18 protein-coding genes are annotated in these 20,246 nt (G+C 71.3%); 7 read left to right on the forward strand and 11 right to left on the reverse strand.

Annotated elements, in window-relative coordinates; genetic code table 11:
- Window positions 1–65: 65 nt before the first annotated feature.
- Window positions 66–1,181, reverse strand: a complete 1,116-nt coding sequence (locus tag F4562_RS27725; RefSeq protein ID WP_184541518.1) for a ferritin-like domain-containing protein — start codon at window positions 1,179–1,181, stop codon at window positions 66–68.
- Window positions 1,182–1,275: 94 nt separating this feature from the next.
- Between F4562_RS27725 and F4562_RS27730 the strand changes: the two genes are divergently transcribed.
- Entirely contained in the window at window positions 1,276–1,902 is a 627-nt protein-coding gene (locus tag F4562_RS27730; protein WP_184541517.1) for a TetR/AcrR family transcriptional regulator, read from the forward strand.
- A 145-nt stretch (window positions 1,903–2,047) separates the two neighbouring features.
- Here the strand turns inward: F4562_RS27730 and F4562_RS27735 are convergent, their stop codons facing one another.
- Both F4562_RS27735 and F4562_RS27740 read right to left on the reverse strand, forming a co-directional pair.
- Entirely contained in the window at window positions 2,048–2,542 is a 495-nt protein-coding gene (locus F4562_RS27735; RefSeq protein WP_184541516.1) for an aggregation-promoting factor C-terminal-like domain-containing protein, read from the reverse strand.
- 326 nt (window positions 2,543–2,868) lie between these two features.
- The gene (locus F4562_RS27740) at window positions 2,869–3,261 is read right to left on the reverse strand and encodes an aggregation-promoting factor C-terminal-like domain-containing protein (protein ID WP_184541515.1); all 393 of its coding nucleotides are present in this window, start codon (window positions 3,259–3,261) and stop codon (window positions 2,869–2,871) included.
- A gap of 221 nt (window positions 3,262–3,482) precedes the next feature.
- Between F4562_RS27740 and F4562_RS27745 the strand changes: the two genes are divergently transcribed.
- Window positions 3,483–3,968: a glutathione peroxidase gene (locus F4562_RS27745; protein WP_184541514.1), complete on the forward strand. Its 486-nt coding sequence runs from the start codon at window positions 3,483–3,485 to the stop codon at window positions 3,966–3,968.
- Here the strand turns inward: F4562_RS27745 and F4562_RS27750 are convergent.
- Entirely contained in the window at window positions 3,940–4,938 is a 999-nt protein-coding gene (locus F4562_RS27750) for a LacI family DNA-binding transcriptional regulator (RefSeq protein ID WP_184541513.1), read from the reverse strand. The genes F4562_RS27745 and F4562_RS27750 overlap by 29 nt on opposite strands.
- A 177-nt stretch (window positions 4,939–5,115) precedes the next feature.
- On the opposite strand from F4562_RS27750, the gene F4562_RS27755 reads away from it, so the two are divergent.
- A complete protein-coding gene (locus tag F4562_RS27755; RefSeq protein ID WP_184541512.1) occupies window positions 5,116–6,333 on the forward strand; it encodes an ABC transporter ATP-binding protein in 1,218 nt (405 codons plus the stop codon).
- 331 nt (window positions 6,334–6,664) lie between these two features.
- Here the strand turns inward: F4562_RS27755 and F4562_RS27760 are convergent, their stop codons facing one another.
- On the reverse strand, window positions 6,665–7,417 hold the full coding sequence (locus F4562_RS27760; protein WP_184541511.1) for an SDR family NAD(P)-dependent oxidoreductase: 753 nt from the start codon (window positions 7,415–7,417) through the stop codon (window positions 6,665–6,667).
- Window positions 7,418–7,800: 383 nt separating this feature from the next.
- Here F4562_RS27760 and F4562_RS27765 point away from each other — a divergent pair, with 383 nt between their 5' ends.
- The 3 genes from F4562_RS27765 to F4562_RS27775 all read left to right on the forward strand — a co-directional run bounded on the left by F4562_RS27765 (window position 7,801) and on the right by F4562_RS27775 (window position 11,502).
- Window positions 7,801–8,811: a methyl-accepting chemotaxis protein gene (locus F4562_RS27765; protein ID WP_184541510.1), complete on the forward strand. Its 1,011-nt coding sequence runs from the start codon at window positions 7,801–7,803 to the stop codon at window positions 8,809–8,811.
- Window positions 8,812–8,843: 32 nt separating this feature from the next.
- A complete protein-coding gene (locus F4562_RS27770) occupies window positions 8,844–10,604 on the forward strand; it encodes a DUF4012 domain-containing protein (protein ID WP_184854797.1) in 1,761 nt (586 codons plus the stop codon).
- Window positions 10,605–10,743: 139 nt separating this feature from the next.
- Window positions 10,744–11,502 (forward strand): arsenate reductase/protein-tyrosine-phosphatase family protein, encoded by a 759-nt coding sequence (locus F4562_RS27775; protein WP_184541508.1) that lies wholly within the window; start codon window positions 10,744–10,746, stop codon window positions 11,500–11,502.
- Here the strand turns inward: F4562_RS27775 and F4562_RS27780 are convergent.
- Genes F4562_RS27780 through F4562_RS27800 form a run of 5 tightly spaced genes read right to left on the reverse strand, consistent with a single transcriptional unit; the run spans window position 11,480 to window position 17,092 of the window.
- Window positions 11,480–12,862: a tyrosine-protein kinase domain-containing protein gene (locus F4562_RS27780; RefSeq protein ID WP_184541507.1), complete on the reverse strand. Its 1,383-nt coding sequence runs from the start codon at window positions 12,860–12,862 to the stop codon at window positions 11,480–11,482. The two genes, F4562_RS27775 and F4562_RS27780, sit on opposite strands and share 23 nt — an antisense overlap.
- A 4-nt stretch (window positions 12,863–12,866) precedes the next feature.
- Window positions 12,867–13,904 carry a glycosyltransferase family 4 protein gene (locus F4562_RS27785; protein ID WP_184541506.1) on the reverse strand — a complete coding sequence of 346 codons (1,038 nt, stop codon included), beginning with the start codon at window positions 13,902–13,904 and terminating at the stop codon, window positions 12,867–12,869.
- Window positions 13,901–14,890, reverse strand: coding sequence for an NAD-dependent epimerase/dehydratase family protein (locus tag F4562_RS27790; protein ID WP_184541505.1), 990 nt, complete (start codon window positions 14,888–14,890; stop codon window positions 13,901–13,903). The genes F4562_RS27785 and F4562_RS27790 overlap by 4 nt, the downstream gene beginning before the upstream one ends.
- Before the next feature lie 58 nt (window positions 14,891–14,948).
- Window positions 14,949–15,914: an NAD-dependent epimerase/dehydratase family protein gene (locus tag F4562_RS27795; protein ID WP_184541504.1), complete on the reverse strand. Its 966-nt coding sequence runs from the start codon at window positions 15,912–15,914 to the stop codon at window positions 14,949–14,951.
- Window positions 15,911–17,092 carry a glycosyltransferase gene (locus F4562_RS27800; RefSeq protein WP_184541503.1) on the reverse strand — a complete coding sequence of 394 codons (1,182 nt, stop codon included), beginning with the start codon at window positions 17,090–17,092 and terminating at the stop codon, window positions 15,911–15,913. The genes F4562_RS27795 and F4562_RS27800 overlap by 4 nt, the downstream gene beginning before the upstream one ends.
- 415 nt (window positions 17,093–17,507) lie before the next feature.
- On the opposite strand from F4562_RS27800, the gene F4562_RS27805 reads away from it, so the two are divergent.
- A complete protein-coding gene (locus F4562_RS27805) occupies window positions 17,508–18,803 on the forward strand; it encodes a hypothetical protein (protein ID WP_184541502.1) in 1,296 nt (431 codons plus the stop codon).
- On the opposite strand, the gene F4562_RS27810 is transcribed toward F4562_RS27805, so the two are convergent.
- Window positions 18,775–20,031: a lipopolysaccharide biosynthesis protein gene (locus F4562_RS27810; RefSeq protein ID WP_184541501.1), complete on the reverse strand. Its 1,257-nt coding sequence runs from the start codon at window positions 20,029–20,031 to the stop codon at window positions 18,775–18,777. The two genes, F4562_RS27805 and F4562_RS27810, sit on opposite strands and share 29 nt — an antisense overlap.
- Window positions 20,032–20,246: the final 215 nt, after the last annotated feature.

The raw sequence follows: 20,246 nt of genomic DNA on the forward strand, positions 1-20,246 counted from the left end.
CGTGCTGAGCCGCTGAGGAGCTCCCCGGGCCGGGGTCCGGCGGTCGCCGCCCGGGGACGCGGCGGCTACGAGCCGGTGCCGGAGGCGATCGTCTCGGCGACCTCGTCGCGGCGCTCGGCCTCCTCGCGCGCGAAGCGCTCGGCGTCGAGCCGCTCGGCGATCTCCTCGTCCTGCCGCATCAGCGCCTCCAGGCTCTGCCCGGCCATCTCCAGCACGCCCATGTCCGCGTAGGCCTGCTGCAGGCGGGGGCTCCACAGGCCGATGTCCTTGACGCAGGGGACGATGCGGCTGAACAGCAGGGAACGGAAGACCCGCAGGTACTCGGAGCGGTCGACGCATTCCATGGCCTGGGCGACCTCGGCCCGGTTCAGGCCGATCGCCTCCCAGGTCTCCCGGCCGCGCAGCCGGTCGCGCATCAGGTAGCAGCCCTCGATGACGAAGTCCTCGCGCTCGCGCAGCTCGCTCTCGCTGAGCTGGCGGTAGTAGTCGCGCAGCGCCATCCGGCCGAAGGCCACGTGCCGGGCCTCGTCCTGCATGACGTAGGCGAGGATCTGCTTGGGCAGCGGTTTGGTGGTGATGTCGCGCATCACGCCGAAGGCGGCCAGCGCGAGACCCTCGATGAGCACCTGCATGCCGAGGTAGGGCATGTCCCAGCGGGAGTCGCTCAGTGTGCTGTCGAGCAGTGCTTTGAGGTGCTGGTTGATGGGGTAGGCCAGGCCCACCTTCTCCTGGAGGAAACGGGCGTAGGTCTCGGCGTGCCGGGCCTCGTCCATGGTCTGGGTGGCGGCGTAGAACTTGGCGTCGAGTTCGGGGACCGACTCCACAATCCGGGCCGAGCAGATCATCGCACCCTGCTCGCCGTGCAGGAACTGGGAGAACTGCCAGGCGGCGTTGTGCAGCCGCACCTGCTTGCGCTGCTCGTCGTCCATCCGCTCCCACAGTGGGCTGCCGTGGATGGCGATGACGGTGTCGGGGGTGCCGAGCACGTCGTAGGGGTCGACCTCCAGGTCCCAGTCGATGCGCTTGACGGAGTCCCACTGCCGGTCCTTGCCCTTCTGGTACAGGGCGAGCATCCGGTCTCTGCCGTCGTCGTACTCCCAGGTGAACCGGGCGGCTCCGGCCGCCTCGACGTCCCAGGTGGAGAGTTCGGCGGGGATGGTGTAGAGCTCGTGAGTCGACATGCGGCCTCCAGAGACGTACATCGTACGTACCTCGCGAGCGTGTCACGTACAGTGTACGTACGTCAACGGATCCGGCGAGGGGAGAATGGGTGACATGCCTGCAGCACCGCTCTCCCGTCCCCGTATCGTCGCCGTCGCCATCGACCTGATCGAGCGGGAGGGCGTCGACGCGGTATCCATGCGCGCGATCGCGGCGGCCCTGGGCGTGGGAGTGATGTCGCTGTACAACCACGTGCCCAGCAAGGCGGTCCTGCTGGACGCGGTGGCCGAGAGCGTGCTCTCCCAGATCGAGTTCGCCGACGACCCGGACGCCGACTGGACCGACCGGGTGCGGATGCAGGCGCTCGCCTTCCGCCAGATCGCCCACCACTACCCCCGGTGCACCATGGTGGTGGTCAGCCGCCAGCTCCGGTCGACCGCCGGACTGCTCCCGGTGGAGCGGGCACTCGACACGTTGCGCGGTGCGGGGTTCGACGGCGAGGAGGCGGTGCGGGTCCTGCGCATGTTCATCGCCTACATCGTGGGTTCGCTGCTGCGGGAGGTCGGGGTGACCCCGACGTTCGCTCCCGTGCGCGACTCCGTCACCGGCGACGTCGATCCGCTGCTGTTCCCGCGGGTCAGCGAACTGAGGCCGATGCTGGGGAACTGCGACCACGAAGCGGAGTTCCGCTACGGCCTGGAACTGCTCATCCAGGCGATGGCCGTCCGGCTCAAGAGCTGACGTCCGCGCGCCGGGCAGGGCGGATCCCGGTGTCTCCGGTGTCTCCGGTGGGGACGGGCGGGCGAAGGCGGGGGAGGGGTGGCGCCCGGGGCGGTGGCCCCGGGCGCCGGGAGAGCGCTCCCTTCCCCTGGACGCTCTCCCTCGGTCAGTACCAGTTGCTCGACTGGAAGTGACCCCACGCGCCGCACGGCGAACCGTAACGGCTCTTGATGTAACGCAGACCCCAGTGGATCTGCGTGACCGGGTTGTACCGCCAGTCTCCGCCGCTGCCCCGCATCTTCGAGCCGGGCAGCGCCTGCGGGATGCCGTAGGCCCCCGACAGCCGGTTGTACGCGCGGTGGTTCCAGTCGCTCTCCCTGGTCCAGAGACTGTCCAGGCAGCGGAACTGGTTCTGCGACCATGCTCGGCGGGAGACGAGGCGGTACGCGATCGCCTTGTTCCTGCCCTTTGCGGTCTTCGCGACCCGCCGCACCCTGGGCTTGGCCGTGGTGACCCAGGTCGCGCGGTGCACCGTCGTCGCCGTCCCCTCCGTGGACGGCCCGACGAGGCCCTCGGCCTGGCTCACCGCAGACGACCCGACCATCGCGGACGCTGCGACCATGGTGGCGGCGGTGTTGCGCAGAACGCGGTTTCTGTTCACGTGGATCCCTGTCCTCGGGCCGCGTGCGGGAGGCGCGCGAGGTGCGAAGACGCCCTCGCGTGCTCGACGATCCGGCGTCCGTGGCTCGGACGGGGAACGCCCGCGCGGTCTCGCCGGCCTGTTTCCGGCATGAGACACCGCGGCGATCTCTCTACGCCGCTTTCTAGTACGCGGAGGGAGCGCCGAACGGCGAACGGGACACGCGGAGGAAAGGTGTTTGCCCGAACTTCGGGATCCACGGGTGGTTCGACGGGGGGCCGCTGACCGGGACGGGTTCACCGATGCGCGGGGCCGGGGGGAAAATCACCCCGGCATGGAGTTTGGGATCAGTACCAGCCCCGTGACCGGGAGTGTGCCCACGCCCGGCAGGGCGAGCCGTAGCGTTCCTTGATGTATCCCAGGCCCCATCTGATCTGGGTCCGGGGGTTGGTGCGCCAGTCGCGGCCGGCGCTGGCCATCTTGCCTGCGGGCAGCGCCTGCGGGATGCCGTAGGCCCCCGAGCTGCGGTTGCGCGCGCGGTGGTTCCAGTTGCTCTCCTTGGTCCAGAGCCTGCTGAGGCAGCCGAACTGTTTCGTGCTCCAGCCGTGCGCGGACACCATCGACCTCGCGACGGCCTTGCTGCCCGCTTCCGCCGTGGCCGCCTGCGCGACCGTGGCGGTGGTGCCGAGGGCGAGGACCGAAGTGATCACCAGCGCACCCGTGCGGCGTAGCGTCGACATGAGACTCCCTGTGCCTTGGGGGTTGAGGGACGTCGTCACGATGCCTCGTGGTTCGCGGGCGGGCCAGTCGACAGGGTTTGTCAATGACCTTGTCAGGGGACGTGTGAGGAAAAGATCAAGGTGCTGGTGAGGGGGCCGCCGTCTCAGCCGTGGCGTCGGTCACATTTCATCTTCTGGACGTCATAACTCTCAAATGTGACAAATGGATTAGGGTGCGCAGCATGGGAATCCGTGATATCGCCATCAGCACTCTCGCCGGCGCGCCGACCACCCTGGCGGAGCTGGCCGGAGACAAGTCGGTCCTCGTGGTGAACGTCGCCTCCAGGTGTGGTCTCACCCCGCAGTACGAGGGCCTGGTCCAGCTCCAGCGCACCTACGGCGAGCGGGGCTTCACCGTCGTCGGCGTCCCCTGCAACCAGTTCTACGGCCAGGAGCCCGGAACCGCCGAGGAGATCCAGGAGTTCTGCTCCACCACCTACGGTGTCGACTTCCCGCTGCTGGAGAAGATCGAGGTCAACGGCGACGGCCGGCACCCGCTCTACGCCGAGCTCACCCGCACGCCGGACGCCGAGGGCAAGGCGGGCGACGTCGAGTGGAACTTCGAGAAGTTCCTCCTCGCGCGCGACGGCGAGGTTCTGGCCCGCTTCCGGCCGCGTGTGGAGCCCGGCGACCCCGCCGTCACCGAGGCGATCGAGAAGTCCCTCTAGCCGCACAGCTGCCCCTGACGATCAGTTCGGTGGGCAGCAGCGCGCCGCGCGGGCGTCGGCCGCCGGTCCGCAGCACGAGCTCGGCCGCGCGGTAGCCGATGTCCCGCGCGGGCTGGGCGATCACCGTCAGCGGCGGGGAGCACAGCTCGGCCCAGGGCACGTCGTCGAACATGATCAGAGACAGGTCCCTGGGGATGCGCAGGTCCAGCTCCCGGGCCGCGAGCACCGCGGCCTCGCCCAGCAGGTTGCCCCCGGCGAGCACCGCGGTGACGTCGGGCCGGTGCTGGAAGAGCCCTGCCGCGGCGGCGTAGGCGGAGTCGCGGCTGCCCCGCGCGACCACGATCAGATCCTCGTCCACCAGGGAGCCCAGCGCCTCGCGGAAGACCGAGAGCCGCTGCCCCTGCCCGGGGCCGCCCAGGTAGGCGATGCGGCGGTGCCCCAGGCCCGTCAGGTAGTCGACCGCGGTGCGCACCCCGGCGCGGTCGTCGGCCAGCACCGCCGGTACGTCCGTGCGGCCGGCCGGGAGGCGGTGCGCGAAGGCCATGGTGAGCCCGGTGCGCAGGGTCGGGGCCCAGATCTCCCCGTCTCCGGACGGGACCGCGACCACCCGGTCGACCCCCTGCTCCAGGAGGGTTCCGATCATCTCGGCCTCGCGTTCGGGGTCGTCGCCGGTGGTGCCCAGGATCACCGGCTCGCCCGCCGAACGCGCGCAGGCGAGCACGCCGTCGGCCAGGCGGCCGTAGAAGGAGTCGGTGATGTCGGGCAGCAGCAGCCCGATTCCGCCCGAGCGCCGCTGGCGCAGGTTGCGGCCGAGCGCGCTGGGCCGGTAGTCGAGCTGGGCCGCGACGGTCAGCACCCGCTCCCTGGTCGCGGGGCTCGCCGAGCCGCCGGACAGAACCCGTGACACCGTGGCGACCCCCACGCCCGCGGCCTCCGCGACGTCCTTGATCGTCGTACGACGCATGTTCATGGAAACGATTCCATCATGTGTTCCGCTTCTGATCCAGCGCGGAGTCGTAACGTTCCCCCGCTGAAAAGCGGATATCAGATGACCTCTTGACATGCATGTCCGCTTCCGGTGAGATGCATGAAAACGTATCCACATTCGGGTGAACGCGGGGTTGGCCCGAGGCGACAAGGACTGTGCATGGCATCCATCGTTCTCAGCAACGTCGACAAGATCTACGCGGGCGGCGTGAAGGCCGTGAACAGCCTGAACCTTGAGATCAAGGACGGCGAGTTCATGGTCCTGGTGGGTCCCTCCGGTTGTGGTAAGTCCACCGCCCTGCGCATGATCGCCGGCCTGGAGGACATCAGCGGCGGCGAGATCTCCATCGGCGGCCGGGTGGTCAACCACCTGCCCCCGAAGGACCGTGACATCGCCATGGTCTTCCAGAACTACGCGCTCTACCCGCACATGACCGTCGAGGAGAACCTCGCCTTCGGCCTGAAGCTCCGCAAGATGCCCAAGGCGGAGATCTCCAAGCGGGTCAACGAGGCCGCCAAGATGCTCGGCCTGGAGCAGTACCTCAAGCGCAAGCCCGCCGCCCTCTCCGGTGGTCAGCGCCAGCGTGTCGCCATGGGCCGCGCCATCGTCCGCGAGCCGCAGGCGTTCCTCATGGACGAGCCGCTGTCCAACCTGGACGCCAAGCTCCGCGTCTCCATGCGCGCCTCGCTCAACACCCTGCACGAGCGTCTCGGTGTGACCACCGTCTACGTCACCCACGACCAGGTCGAGGCCATGACCCTCGGCGACCGCGTCTGCGTGCTGCGCGACGGTCTCCTCCAGCAGGTCGACACCCCGCAGAACCTCTTCGACAAGCCGGTCAACCTCTTCGTCGCCGGCTTCATGGGCTCCCCGTCGATGAACTTCGTCAACGCCGAGCTGGTGCGCGACGGCGGTGCGGCTGTGTCCTTCGCGGGCTTCCGCCTCCCGGTCCCCGACTCGACCTTCGCCGAGAAGCGCGGCCTGGACCAGTACTTCGGCAAGAAGATCATCCTGGGCATCCGCCCCTCCGACTTCGAGGACTCCGCGGCGGCCAACGGCTCCACCGGCGGCTGGTCCCGCCTGCAGGTCCGCGCCGAGGTGACGGAGGAGCTGGGCTCGGAGATCAACGTCCTCTTCCTCATCGACGCCCCGCCGGTCCAGCACCAGGACACCGTGGCCGCCGCCGACGCCGGCGACGACGAGGAGGCGACCCTCCCGCTGGTCGGTGACAAGTCGCTGTGGACCGCCCGCGTCAACTCCCGCAGCCACGTCCGCCCGGGCCAGAACATCGAGCTGGTCGTCGACACGCACAACCTGCACTTCTTCGACCCGGTCTCGGGTGCGGCGATCGGCCACGAGTCGCTCACCCCGGCCTGACCGGCCGTGCGGGCCCGCGAAGGGCCCGCCCCCTGGCCCCCTCGGTAAGACCGGCAAGGGCCCGCGCCACGACCCCCTCCCGTGGCGCGGGCCCTTCCCGTATCCCGTACCACCTACCCCGGCGGGCAGGTAACGGCCCGCTTGCCCCCTCGTGTCCGTTCGCACGTGCCCTCGCGGCCCTGCGGATCCGCGGATCTGTGCGGGCTCTCCGGGGCCCGTGGGCCCGCGTGGATTCCCTGGGGCCCGCGGGCCCGTGCGGGCTCTGCGGGCCCCGCGGATCCGTGCGGGCTCTCCGGGACCTGCGGGCCCGCTCCCGCCCGCGCGGGAGTGGTCAGCGGCGGCCGATGCGCCGGCTGACCTGCCCGGCCAGGTTCGGCGGGACCAGCCTCGCGACCGCCGAGATGACCTTGTAGCGCAGGTCGGGGACGCTCACCCGCCTGCCGCGGGCCAGGTCGCGCATGGCCTCACGGACCACGTCGTCCGCCGACAGCCACAGGAAGTCGGGGATGCCCGAGGTGTCTATCGAGGCGCGCCGGTGGAACTCGGTCCGCACGAACCCGGGGCACAGGGCCATCACCCGCACCCGGCTGCCGGTCAGCTCGGAGGCCGCGGACTCGCTGAAGTTGACCACCCACGCCTTGGAGGCGCTGTAGGTGCCGCCGGCGAGGAACGCCGCCACCGACGCCACGTTGACCACCGCGCCTCGGTCACGGGCCTTCATCCCGGGCAGTGCGGCCAGGGTGAGGCGCAGCACCGCCTCGCAGTGGAGCTTGAGCATCCGCAGCTCCTCCTCCACCGGGACGTCGAGGAAGGAACCGGGGTGGCCGAACCCGGCGTTGTTCACCAGCAGGTCGACACCCTCGCGGAGCCGTGCCTCGACCTTCTGCAACCCCTCGTCGGTCGCCAGGTCGGCCGGGAGCACCTCGCTGCTCACCCCGTAACGCAGGCGCAGTTCCTCGGCGGCCGAGGCGAGGCGCTCGGCGTCGCGGGCGACCAGGACCAGGGAGAACCCGTCCGCGGCCAGGCGGCGGGCGAAGGCGGCGCCGAGACCGGCCGTCGCCCCAGTGATCAATGCGGTTGGCATGCCTGAAGTTTAGAGAGAACGCGGACCCGCCGCGGACGTGCGTCCGGCGCCGCGCGTCGTTCCGTCACCGGTTCCCGTGGCGGCCCGAGGAGTTGCGGCCGCGTTCCGTCGCCGGTTCCCACGGCACCGCGAGGACTTCCGGTCGTCCGCGTCCCGCTCTCCGGGCGGGCTGCCGGCCGCCCGCGACCCGCTGCTCTCCAGCCGGGCGTGCCGTCCGGGGGAGCGTCAGTGATCGGAAAACAACCGATGATCGTTCGGCAAGGGGGGCGAGCCGGGCAGACCGTTATTTCCGGATGGCAAATATAACGGGTTCCGGAGACATGTCGCTTGTGTTCCAAGCGTCTTGTCCTATGGCCTAAATCATCGCCACAGGGAGCTCGTAAATGGCCAGAAAACACTTAATATCTATTCTCCTCGCGGTGACGGCCGGAGGCGGACTGACGCTCGGATCCACCGGAACGGTGCTCGCCGCGACCCATCTGTCGGCACCGGTGCTCGCCGGGAATTCGCCGCTTTATCCGCCGCTGCCGGATTATCTGGTCGAGGCTCTGGCGATCGCCGACGCCGCGGAAGAGGTTTACGACGAGGCCGTGGACATCCTGGAGGAGGCCGAGAACATCCTGGAGGAGGCACAGGAGGTCGCCGACGAGGCCGCGCTCCTCACCGAGGTCGACCTCATCGGCGCGCGGGTCGCCTCCGGCGCCGAGGAGATCGACCCGGCCGCCGCGCGGACCGCGTCCGCCACCCGGGGAGCCGGCCGCGCCGCCGCGCGGACCGCCTCCGACGCGGCGCGGGTGGCCACCGGCACGGTGCGATCCGCCGCCGGGACGATCGACCCCGAGGTCAGGAAGCTCGCCGACAGGGCGGAGGAGATCGCCGACGAGGCCATGCGGATCACCGCCGAGGCCGAGCGGATCATCGTCAGGGCCGAGGACATCGTCACCGAGGCCGAGGAGATCATCTCGCTGGCCCAGGGCGTCGACCCGGTCGCCGTGGGCATCGCCACCAAGGCGGCGCGGGTCGCCACCGAGGCGGCGCGGATCGCCACCAAGGCCGAGGCGATCTCCAGGGAGGCCGAGGAACTCGCCTTGGAGGTCGCGCGGCTGGACGACGACGATGACCACGGCAACGGCAACGGCAACGGGAGGGACGACCACGGCAAGAAGGACAAGCATGTCTTCCCGGTCGACTTCGACGACTTCGACGACTGCGAGGACGACTGCTTCGACGACTGCTTCGACTGCGGGCCCGGCCCGGGACCGGTGGCCGAGGAACTGCCGTTCACGGGTGCCCCGGTGACGTTCGCGGCGACCCTCGGCGGCGGTCTGCTGCTCGCGGGCACCGCGGGTGCGCTGGCCCTCGCGCGGCGCCGCCGGTCCGCCGGTACGGAGTGATCGGATAAGTGACGAACAGGAGACGACGCCGAGTGGTCGTCGCCGGCCTGCTGGCCCCCGCCGCCCTGGTGGTGGCCGGGGGCTGGTCGGCCCATCTCGGCCTGCGGGTGCGTGACCACCTCGACGCCACCAGGGCCGCGCTGGTCCAGTTGCGCGCCGCGGTGGCCGCCGGTGACCTGAGTCCCGTTTCCCCCGTGCTGGCCGAGGCCCGGCGGCACGCCGCCGAGGCCCGGCGCCTCACCGAGGGGCCGGACTGGTGGGTGCTGGCCCACACCCCGGTGGTGGGGGACGCGGCCACCACCGTACGCGGCCTGGCGTGGGCCGCCGCCGAGCTGACCGAGGCGTTCTCCGGCGTGCAGCGGGCCGGCACCCCCCTCATGACGATCTCCACGCCCTCCTTGGTCGACATGGGACGGCAGCTGGCCGCGCTCGACGCCGCCGCCCCGGCCCTGGACGAGGCCGCCACCCGGCTCCGGCGGGCGGACTCCCGCCTGGCCGCCACCCCCGCCGTCACCGGTGTGCGGCAGGTGGACGAGGCGCGGGGCACCGCGCTGGCCGAGATCGGCCGGCTGCGCGACCTGGTCCGCGACGCGGCGGACACCGCGGCCCTGCTGCCCCCCATGCTCGGCCGCGACGGCCCGCGCCGCTACTTCCTGGCCTTCCAGACCAACGCCGAGGCGCGGGGCACCGGGGGCCTGGTCGGCGCCTTCGGCATCCTGAAGGCCGACCGGGGCCGGATCAGCATCGAGCGGCTCTCGGTCAACAACGGACTGACCAACAGTCCCGTCCCCGTCGTCGACCACGGCACCGCCTACCGCGAGCGTTACGGGGCGAGCGCCACCAGGATGCTCTCCATCTCCAACCTCTCCCCGCACTTCCCGTACGCGGCGGCCACCTGGACCCGGCTGTGGGAACGGCAGCACGGCCGCCGCCTCGACGGAGCGCTCGCCACCGACCCGGTGGGCCTGGCCCACCTGCTGAAGATCATCGGCCCCGTCACGCTCCCCGGCGGGGAGAAGGTGACCCCGGCCAACGTCGTCGATCTCACCGAGCGTGAGGCGTACGCCCGCTACACCGACCCCGCGGCGCGCAAGCGGTTCCTGCTCCGGGTCGCCGGAGCCGTCGCCGAGGCGCTGCCCGCCTCGTTCACCGACCCCGCCAGGCTGCTGCCGGCGCTGGGACACATGGTGGGGGAGCGGCGGATCCAGGTCTGGAGCCGTCACGGGGCCGAGCAGCGGCGCCTGGCGCGCACCCCCGCCGCCGGCGTGCTGCCGCAGCGGCCGGGGCCCTTCGCCGCCCTGGTCGTCAACAACTCCGCCGGCGGCAAGCTCGACTACTACCTGGAGCGCTCCGTCGACTACCGGCTGGGCCCCTGCCGGGACGGCCGGCGCACCACGAACGTCCGGATCCGGCTCACCAACGCCGTCCCGCGCGGCGACCTGCCCTCCTACGTCACCGGCCGGCTCGACTCACCGAAACGCCCGCACGTCCCCGGGTCGAACCTGCTGTGGGTCTCGCTGTACGGCGGGATGGGGGCCACGCTGACCGAGGCGCGGCTGGACGGCAAGCCGGTGCCGGTCATGCGGGAGACCGAGCGGTCCCGCCCGGTCTACTCGGCGCTGCTGGAGTTCGCCCCGCGCCAGTCGAGGACGCTGGAACTCGATCTCGTCGAGCCCGCCTCGGCGCAGCCCCCGCTGGTGCCGGTGCAGCCGCTCGTCCGGCCGCAGCGGACCCGGATCACCGAGGACCGGGGCGGCTGCCCCGTGCCGGTGCGTCCCGCAGGCGTCCCCTGACGGCACCCCCGGTGAAGCCGGCCGAGCACCTCAATGCGTAAAGGACGGCGTGTCGGGGGCGGCGGCCGGCGGTGGGCGGTCTAGCGTCACACGTTTCCTCCCCGAGCCGAACCGGGGGGTTCCACGCTGGAGGGGCGAGATGACCATGGGGATCGAGAGCGGGCACGAGGAATGCGGGACACGCTGCTGGCGGGCTCTCCCGGCGGTGGAGTCGGATGACGGCGTTCCGGCGGTGGAGTCGGATGGCCGCGTTCCGGCGGTGGAGTCGGATGACGGCGTTCCGGCGGCGGAATCTGATGGCCGCGCTCCGGCGGTGGAGCCCGGTGACGGCGCGCGGTTCCGGATCCTGTTCGTGTGCACCGGCAACATCTGCCGTTCCCCGCTGGCCGAGCGGATGACCCGCGCGGCGCTCGGGCCGTGCCCGGCGGTCCAGGTGATCAGTGCGGGCACCCAGGCCGAGCCGGGGTTGGAGATGGCCGAGGGTGCCCGGCGGGTGCTGGCGCGGCTCGGCGGGGATCCGGCCGGGTTCGGCTCCCGCCCGCTGACCCCGGAGCTGGTGGCCGCCGCCGACCTGGTGCTGACGGCCACCTGTGAGCACCGCGCGCGGGCGGTGGACCTGCATCTCGCCGCCGCGGGGAGGGTCTTCACCATCGCCGAGTTCGGTGCGCTGGCGGAGGCGGTGCCGCCGGCCGGCGTTCCCGGCCACCCGGATCCCGCGCTGCGGGCCCGCGCGCTGGTCGGCCAGGCGCGGGCGCTGCGCGGGCTGGTCCGGGTCGCCAGGCCCGACATCGCCGACCCGTACGGGGGCTCCTGGCTGGCCTACCGGGCGGCGGGACGGAGGATCACGCGGTCACTGGCCGTTCCGCTCCGGTTGCTCAGACACCCGCCGGCGTCTTGACCTCGGTCTCGGCCTCGTAGCCGTAGCCGTATCCGTATCCGTATCCGTAGTACCTGCCGCCGCGGCTCGGGGCGAAGTTCAGCACGGTGCCCACCACCCGGGCGTTGATCGAGGCCAGCATCTGGGCGGCGTGGGCGATGTGCTCGCGCCTGGTCTTGCCGTGCCGGGCCACCAGCAGAGCGCCGTCGCAGATCACGGCGAGCGTCGCGGCGTCGGTGACCGGCAGCAGCGGCGGCGCGTCGATGATCACCATGTCGTACGCCGAGCTCAGCCGGTCGAGCACCTGACGCATCCCGTCCGACCCGAGCAGTTCGCTCGGGTTCGGCGGGATCTGGCCGCTCGGCAGGACCGCCACCTCCGGGTCGCCCCAGATCTGGATGACGTCCTCCAGCCGGGCCCGGTCGATCAGCACGTCCGTCAGGCCCGTCCCGCCCTCGATGCCCAGGTAGCCCGGGATGCTCGGGCGGCGCAGGTCGCCGTCCACCAGGATGACCCGCCGGCCCGCCTGGGCGAGGGTGATCGCCAGGTTGGCGGAGGTCGAAGACTTGCCCTCGCCCGGCAGGCAACTGGTCACCACGAGCGACCTGGGTTTGCGGTCGACGCCGACGAACTGCAGGTTGGTGCGGAGCGAGCGGAACGCCTCGGCCCGGGACGACCGGCCGCGGCTGCGCAGGATCAACGGGTGACGCTTGGCGTCCCGCTCGTAGCAGATGATGCCCAGGGTGGAGCTGCCGGAGGCGTGGTGCAGCGTCTCGGACGACTTGACGGTCGTGTCCAGGCGGTCACGGACGACGATGGCGGCCATGGCCGACAGCAGCGCGATCAGCACGCCCATCAGGAGGTTGACCACGGGCCGTGGGCTGATCGGCGCCCCGGGCACCGATGCCTGGTCCACCACCGTGACCTTCACGGTGGGGCGGCTGGCGGGGGTGGGCCGTTCGATCTGGTTGATCAGCTCGGCGAACCGCGCTCCCAGCGCGTTGGCCAGGTCGGCGGCCCGCCGGGGGTCGGGGTCGGTGACCGTGGCACGCAGGAGCACGGTGCCGGGCACCGCCTCGGCGGTGATGTTCGCCTGGACGCGACCCACGTCGCCGGGGTGGGTGATCTGGCTGACCACACGGCGGCTGGAGAGCAGGTTCGCGTACGAGTGCACCCGCTGCGCCGACAGCATTCCCGCCTGGTATGCGGTGGAGAGGCTGCCCTCCCGGTCGTGGCCGGAGACCAGCATGGAGATCGTCGCGATGTACTTCGGCGGAGTGTTGGCCGTGACCGTGAGCGCCGTGCCCACCCCTAGGACCAGCGACAGGAGGAGGAACGGCCAGTTCCTCCGCATGAGCCGTACGTAGTAGAGCAGATCCACTGGGTCAACGCCGCCTTTCGCGGATTCTCTGAGGAGCATGGGGAGGCCGGGCCGGCGAGTGGACGCGCGCACCGCGCAGCAGGCTGACCAGGACGACGGCGACCACGCCGGCCGCGACCACCGCGGTGACGGGCGACACCCCGCCCAGCGTCGTCACCAGCCACAGAGCGCAGGTGAGGGCGGCGATCGCCCCCAGCGCCGTGGCGACCAGCCGGGTGCCCATGCCCATGCTGCGCAGGCGGTGCGACACGTGGTCGGTGCCTCCCCGCAGGGGGGAACGCCCGGCCAGCGCGCGGGTGAGGAACACCGTGAAGGTGTCGAAGGTCGCGACGAAGGTGGGCAGCAGCAGCCCGGCGGCCACCGTGTCGGGGTCGCGTCCGACGACCAGGACGACGGCCGAGCAGGCGAGCGTGAACCCGATGAACAGGGACCCGGAGTCGCCCATGAAGATGCGCGCCGGCGCCCAGTTGTGCGGCAGGAAGCCGAGACCGGCGCAGGCGAGCGCGCACAGCAGCATCGCCAGCTCCGGGCGGTCCTGCACGGCGGCGGTCACCGCGAGGAGGGCGGCGCTGACCGTGGTCACGCTGCCGAGGGCACCGTCCATGTTGTCGAGCAGGTTGAAGGAGTTCGTCATCACGACGATCCACACCACGGTGAGCAGACCGTCCAGCCAGGTCGCCGTCACGGTCACGTGCACCCCGGACAGCACCACCCCGCAGGCCACCACCGCCTCCACGACCAGCCGGGTGACCGCCGGCAGGGGTGCGATGTCGTCGATCAGCCCGAGCAGCGAGATCGCCGTGGCGGCCAGGAGGATCGCGGTGAGCTGCGGGTCGGCGAAGCCGAGCACGGCCACGGTGGGCACGACCGTGCCCACCGTGATGGCGATGCCGCCCAGGTACGGGGTCGGGCGGGCGTGAGCCTTGTGCCCCCCGGGACGGTCGGTGAGGTCCCAGCGCAGCGCCAGGCGCCGCAACGGCACGACCGCTGTGGCGCTGAGCGCGCACGCCGCCCCCGCGGCGAGGGCGATCGTCCCGCTCACCGGATGGACGCCGCCGTGTCGCCGGTGGCCTCACCGATGATCTCGGTGAGGATCTCGTCGAGGGTGCGCCGCGGGGTCCAGCCGGTCAGCGCGCGGAGCTTCGTGGTGTCGGGGACCCGCCGGGTCATGTCCTCGAACCCCTGCTCGTAGGCCTCGGAGTAGGGGACGAGGTCGATCCCGGAGGTGGACCCGGTGAACTCGATGATGAGCTTGGCCAGCTCCATGATGCTCACCTCGTCGGCGGAGCCGATGTTGAAGGTGTGACCGACGGCCGCCTCGTTGTCCAGCAGCCGCAGCAGCGCGTCGACGACGTCCGCGACGTGCGCGAAGCAGCGGGTCTGGGTGCCGTCGCCGAACACCGTCAGAGGCATGGCCGACAGGGCCTGCCGGACGAGGGTCGGGATGACCATGCCGTAGGTCGAGCTCTGCCGCGGGCCCACGGTGTTGAACAGCCGCACGATGATCGTCGGCAGGCCGCGCTCCTTGTGGTAGGCGTTGGCGAGGATCTCGTCGACGGCTTTGGAGGTGCTGTAGGCCCAGCGGACCACGGCCGGGCTGCCGAGGATGCGGTCGGAGTTCTCGCACAGCGCGTCGGAGGAGTTCTTGCCGTAGATCTCGCTCGTGCTGGTGATCAGGATCTTCTTGCGGTACCGGTGCGCGGCCTCGATGACGATCTCCGATCCGCGGATGTTGGTCGTCAGCGACCGCAGCGGCTGCTCGACGATCAGCTTGACGCCGACCGCCGCCGCGAGGTGGATGACCACGTCGCACTGGTGGACCAGTTCGTCGACCATGAGCTCGTCGAGGACCGAACCGTGCACGAAACGGAGGTTCGGGTGGGGACGCAGGTTCTCCAGCCGCCCCGTCGAGAGGTTGTCCAGCACGACGACGGAGTCGCCACGCGCCAGCAGGGCATCGGACAGGTGCGACCCGATGAACCCACTGCCGCCCGTGATCAGGTATTTGGTGGTCGATGGCAAGCTCAAGGCTTTCTCCTCGTCGCGTACTTGTGGAGATATCCGGTGCCGGGAGGAGGGCGGTGGCTCATGCGTGCGCGCCGAGCCCCGCGTCGACGGCGGAGGCCGACGTCTTCTCGAACCAGGTCACCGTCGCGCGGATCCCCTCCTCCAGGGGGACGGGACGCACGCCGGGGAACAGCTCGTGAAGCAGGTGGGGGGAGGCCTGCGACTGGTGGATGTCGCCCGCCCGCGGTGGCAGGGTGACCGACTCGACCGGCCGCCCGAGAACCGCGGACAGGACCTCCATCACGTGCCGCAGGGAGACACGGGTGCCGAACGCCAGGTTCACCGGGCTCATGCTCGTCACCCGGCGGACGGCCGCGTCGACGAGGACCTGGGTCACGGACTCCACGTAGGTGAAGTCCCGCGCCTGGTGCCCGTCGCCGTGCAGCGGCACCGGCTCACCGCGCAGGGCCGCCGAGACGAACGCCGGGATCACGGCCGCGTACGCGTGACCGGCGGCCTGGAGCGGGCCGTAGACGTTGAAGAAGCGGAACGGCAGCACCGGCAGCCCGAAGCTGTGCGCGTAGGCCAGGGCGTAGGCCTCCATGGCCAGCTTGCCGGCCCCGTACGGACTGAGCGGCCGGGTCGGCAGCTCCTCATGCTTGTGCTGTTCCGGCCGGTCGCCGTAGACCGACGAGGAGGAGGCGAGGATCAGGTGCGGCCTGCCCGCGCGGCACGCCTCCAGCACGTTGAGGGAGCCGGTGGCGTTGACGGAGTGCGAGGCCATCGGGTCGAGGAGCGAGCGGGGCACCGACGGCCGGGCGGCCAGGTGGATCACGTGCGTGACGCCCGCCACGAGGTCCGTCAGCAGGTCCCGGTCCAGGATGCTGCCCGTCACGACCTCGGCCTCGACACCGTCGAGGTTGGCGAGGCTCCCGCTGCTCAGGTCGTCCAGCACGGTGATGTGCCCGACCTCGGGCCGGGCGGCCAGTGCCCGGCAGGTGTGCGCGCCGATGAACCCGGCGCCGCCGGTCACGAGCACTCTCATCGGGGGTTCTCCTTCGTGACGGGGTGCCGCCCGGGGGTCCCGCGCAGCGACCGGTAGAGGTGCTCGGTGTCGGAGACGAGACGTTCCACGCCGAACGCGTGCGTCGTCCAGTCGCGGGCCAGCGTGCCCATCCGGCGGGCGAGGTCGGGTTCGGACAGCATGCGGATGACGTGCATGGCCAGCTCGCCCGGGTCGGGCGCCGCCAGCAGGCCGGTCTGCCCGTCCCGGACGACCTCGGCGACGCTGCCCACGCGCGTGGCGACGACCGGGGTGCCCGCCATCCCCGCCTCGATGAGCGTGAGGGGGGTGCCCTCGTTGTCGGAGGTCAGCAGGACCATGTCGGCGGCGGCGTAGACCGTCTCCACGTCCTTGCGCCAGCCGACCAGGTGGAAGGAGTCGCGGGCACCCTCGATGTCCCGCTGGACCTGCTGTTCCAGCTCGCCGCGTCCGCACACGACGAACCGGCATCCGGGGACCTGCCTGATCACCGAGCCGGCCACGGTGAGGAACCGGTCGGGCCGTTTCACTCGGGTGAGGCGGCCCACGTACGCCACGACGGGGGCGTCCTGCGGCAGTCCCAGCGTGGCGCGGGCCTCCTGCCTGGTGGGGATCGGCCCGAGCCGGACCCCGGGCGGTATCACCACGTACTGCGGGGGGCGGCCGATCCCCGCCTGGAGCAGTTCGTCCCTGACCTGGGAGCCCACGGTCACCAGCCGGTCCGACATGGAGGCCAGGAGCCGTTCCGAGCGCACGTAGAGCCCGCGTTTGGCGGGGGAGAAGTATCCGTGCAGGAGGTGACCGTGGAAGACGTGCACGCGCGCCGCGCCGACGCCGGACAGGCGGGCGGCGACCCGGCCCAGGGCGCCCGCCTTGGCGGTACGGGTGTGCACGATGTGCGGGCGGAACGCCCGCATGGCGCGGATCAGCCAGAAGAGCGCGTGGTAGTCGTCACCGAGCCTGATCGACCGGCCGAGCCCCGGTACCCGGTGCACCCGGGTCTCCGCCTCGTGCAGCCGGAGGTGGTCGCCCTCGCCGTCGTCGACGTAGCCGGTGTAGAGGCGGTGGTCGAACTCCTCCGGGTTGAGCCCCTCGCGCAGCCCCAGGACCTGGGTGGCGGGACCGCCGACGTTCATGCGCGCGATGATCTCCATGACACGTATCCGGCTGTCCGGTTTCATTACGGGCTCCTCGGTGATGGCCTGGTCACGTCGGAGAAGGTAGCCCGCGCCCATTCCGTTCGCGGCTATCGCTACGGCGATGGCGGAATGTTTTCCCCTATTCCTACCTTCACATGATCCAGTTGAGGAGTCCGCGTCTCCGGCCGGTGCGGCGCACCCGGCCGGCGCGGGGGAGATTTCCCAGTCGAAGGTGTTATCTGCGGTAGATGCGGCTTTCGGCGGTATTTATTCACCGGATTGCCGAAAAATAGCGTGCCGCTACCGGGCGTTTCGGGGGACACGCCGGGTTCGTTTGCCATCCTGCCTGGTGGTGGCGTGTATCGTGTCGATGTTCGCGCCGTGTGAAAGTCTCACCGTGAGGCATCTGGAGAGCTGCGGATTTCCGCGGTGGCGCAGCCTACTAAGGTGAAATTCCATGGAGTACGTCGTCGTCGCCGTATCGGCGCTCATTCTCATTCTGCTTGTTCACGCGAGCTTCGAGACGCGGTTGACATGGCGGGTCCTCCCGGTGCTCGTCCTCGCGTTCGCAGCCCGGCTGGTGGTGCACGTCCTGCTGTTGCGCGGCGGCGTCATCGATTACGGCGGAGACAATTTCGCCTATGAGCTGAGAGCCCTGGAGATCGTGGCCTACTGGCGGAGCGAGGGGTTCGGGTTCGTCACCGCGGAGGAGATCCCGTCCCTCTACTCGGCGGCCGGCCCGTGCCACGTCTTCGCGCTCGTCGTCTACCTGTGCGGCGGCCCGGCCCCGCTGGCCTGCGCCGCGGTCGTCGCGCTCCTCGCCTGCGGGCTGTGCACGGTGCTGTACAAGTTCGCCCGCCTCGTGGGCGCCGACGAGCGGTCGGCCCTGCGGCTGCTGGTGTTCACCGCGTTCCTCCCCACGCTGCTCGTGCACACCTCCGACACGTTCAAGGACGGTTTCAACGCCTTCCTCGTCCTGATCTGCCTGTGGCTGGCCGCCTCGAACGCGCAGCGCTTCGACGTCCGCAAGGTGCTCGCGCTCGTCCCGCTGCTCTGGGCACTGTGGTACGTGCGTCCCTACATGGTGTTCATGTGCGCGCTGCCGCTGCTCTTCGGGGTGATCAAGCCGAACCGCGCGGTGTCCCTGCGCCTCGTGGTCTTCTCCCTCGTACTGCTGACGGCCGCCGCGGTCCAGCTCGACGACACGCTGAGCAGCGGACCCATCGCGACCATGCAGGAGGAGCTGGAGCGCGGGCAGGCGAGCAACGTCCGCGTCTCCAACGCCGAGGGGGAGTCGGGTGTGCTCTTCGACGACGGCGGCAACCCCTGGAGCCGGCTCGGGCCCAAGATCCTCTACACCCTGCTCTCCCCGTTCCCCTGGACGCCCGGCAGCACGACGCTCCAGCTCGGCAAGATCGAGGTGCTGCTGCTGTACTTCCTCTTCTACTGGGCGGTGGTCGGCGCCCGGCGGCTGTGGCGGCACGACCGGCGGATGCTGCTGCTCCTACTGCTGTTCATCGTGCCGAGCACGGTCGCCTACGCGACGACCATGGCGAACATCGGCCTGATCTTCCGTCAGCGCATTCCGATCGTGCTGGTCGTCAGCCTGCTCGCCGCGGTCGGGTGGACCGGCGCGCGGCGCGGCGCCCGCCGGTTCGCCGGGCAGCCCGCCGTCACCGCCCCCGGCACCCCCGCCCCGGGCACCCCCGCCCCGGGCACCCCCGTCACCGCCCCGGCCGCCGCCGCGCCTTGAGAGTCGCCAGCCGCGCCGCCACCAGGCGCACGTCCCCGGCGCGCGGCAGGAACGCCCGCATCGGCATCCCCGCCGAGCGGGCGAACCAGGCGATCTCCAGGACGGCCATCGGGATGTAGGTCACGGTGGACGCCAGGGAGGCGCCCGCCGCACCCCAGCGGGGGATCAGCGCCAGGTTGAGCAGGACGTTCGCGGCCAGCGCGCCGACCGCGATCGCGGTCATGGCGATCGGCCGCTCAAGCCGTACCAGGTGCTGCTCGACCAGCCGGATCATGGCGAACGCGACCGCCCCCGGAGCCAGCACCAGCAGGGGGACGACGCTGCCGGTGAAGGAGTCCCCGTAGACCAGCGGGACCAGCACGGGGGAGGCGGCGGCGAGCGTTCCGATGAGGACCGAGGAGACGAGGAGGTTGAGGCGGAGCGTGCGGACCGTGACCCGCTCCGCGTCGCGCGTGTCGGCGCAGGCCTGGCGGGGGAGCGCGACCTGCGCGATCGCGTCGGCCGGGATGCGGGTCAGTGCCAGCACCGTGACGGCGACCGTGTAGATCCCGGCCGCCGCCGCGGAGTCCAGGACGTCGAGGAGCAGGATGTCGACGGTCGTCAGGAAGTGGAAGGCCACCCGTCCGGCGTGGTATCGGCCGCCGATGGCCAGCTGCCGGCGCGCGAGCCGGAGCTCGCAGCGCGGAGACAGCGGACGCAACGCCCACAGCAGGAGAAGGAACGGGACGGTGATGGAGACCGTCCAGCACACCACGACGCCCGTCACCGTGAGGTCGCCGAGCGCGATGAGCACCAGCAGGGGCAGGCACTGGGTCGCCGCGGCGGCCAGCGCGCCGCGGTTGACGACGTCCGCCTGCGAACGCAGCAGCGCGATGCCGTTGAGGTTGATGGCCGCGACGCCGAACGGGACGGCGAGCAGCGCCAGGACCATCAGCGGGGAGGCGGTGGGAAGGAGGCCGAGGACCGTCATCGCGACCCCGGCCAGCGCGGTCAGCGCACCCAGGACGAGACCGAGCACCAGGCTGTTCGAGGCGAGGGCACGACGCCGAGCCGGGTCCGCCCACAGCGCGATCTGCGACCTCTCGACGGAGAGGTGCCCCAGGACCATGGCCATCGACGCCGCGGTCGCGATGACCGCGTAGGTTCCCCGCCCCTCGGGCTGGAGGATGCGCGCGATCAGCAGGCCCGTCACCGTCGCGAGCAGCAGCCGGGCCGTCCGGCTCGCCACGCTCCTGGCGACCACGCTCGCCGCGGACCGTTCTCCCGGTGCGTCCGCCGATACCGGCTCCGCGGCGGGTCCCGGCGGTCTCGCGGCGGATCCCGGCTCCGGGGCCTGCTCCGGCTCCGCCGCGGGTTGCGGAGGGGGAGGAACGGGGAAGCCCGCCGCGGCCTCCGGAGGTGGAACCGGGGCGTATGCCGCGGGCGCCGGGGCCTCGCCGTCAC

This window comes from Streptosporangium becharense, from assembly GCF_014204985.1.
GTDB classification, from domain to species: domain Bacteria; phylum Actinomycetota; class Actinomycetes; order Streptosporangiales; family Streptosporangiaceae; genus Streptosporangium; species Streptosporangium becharense.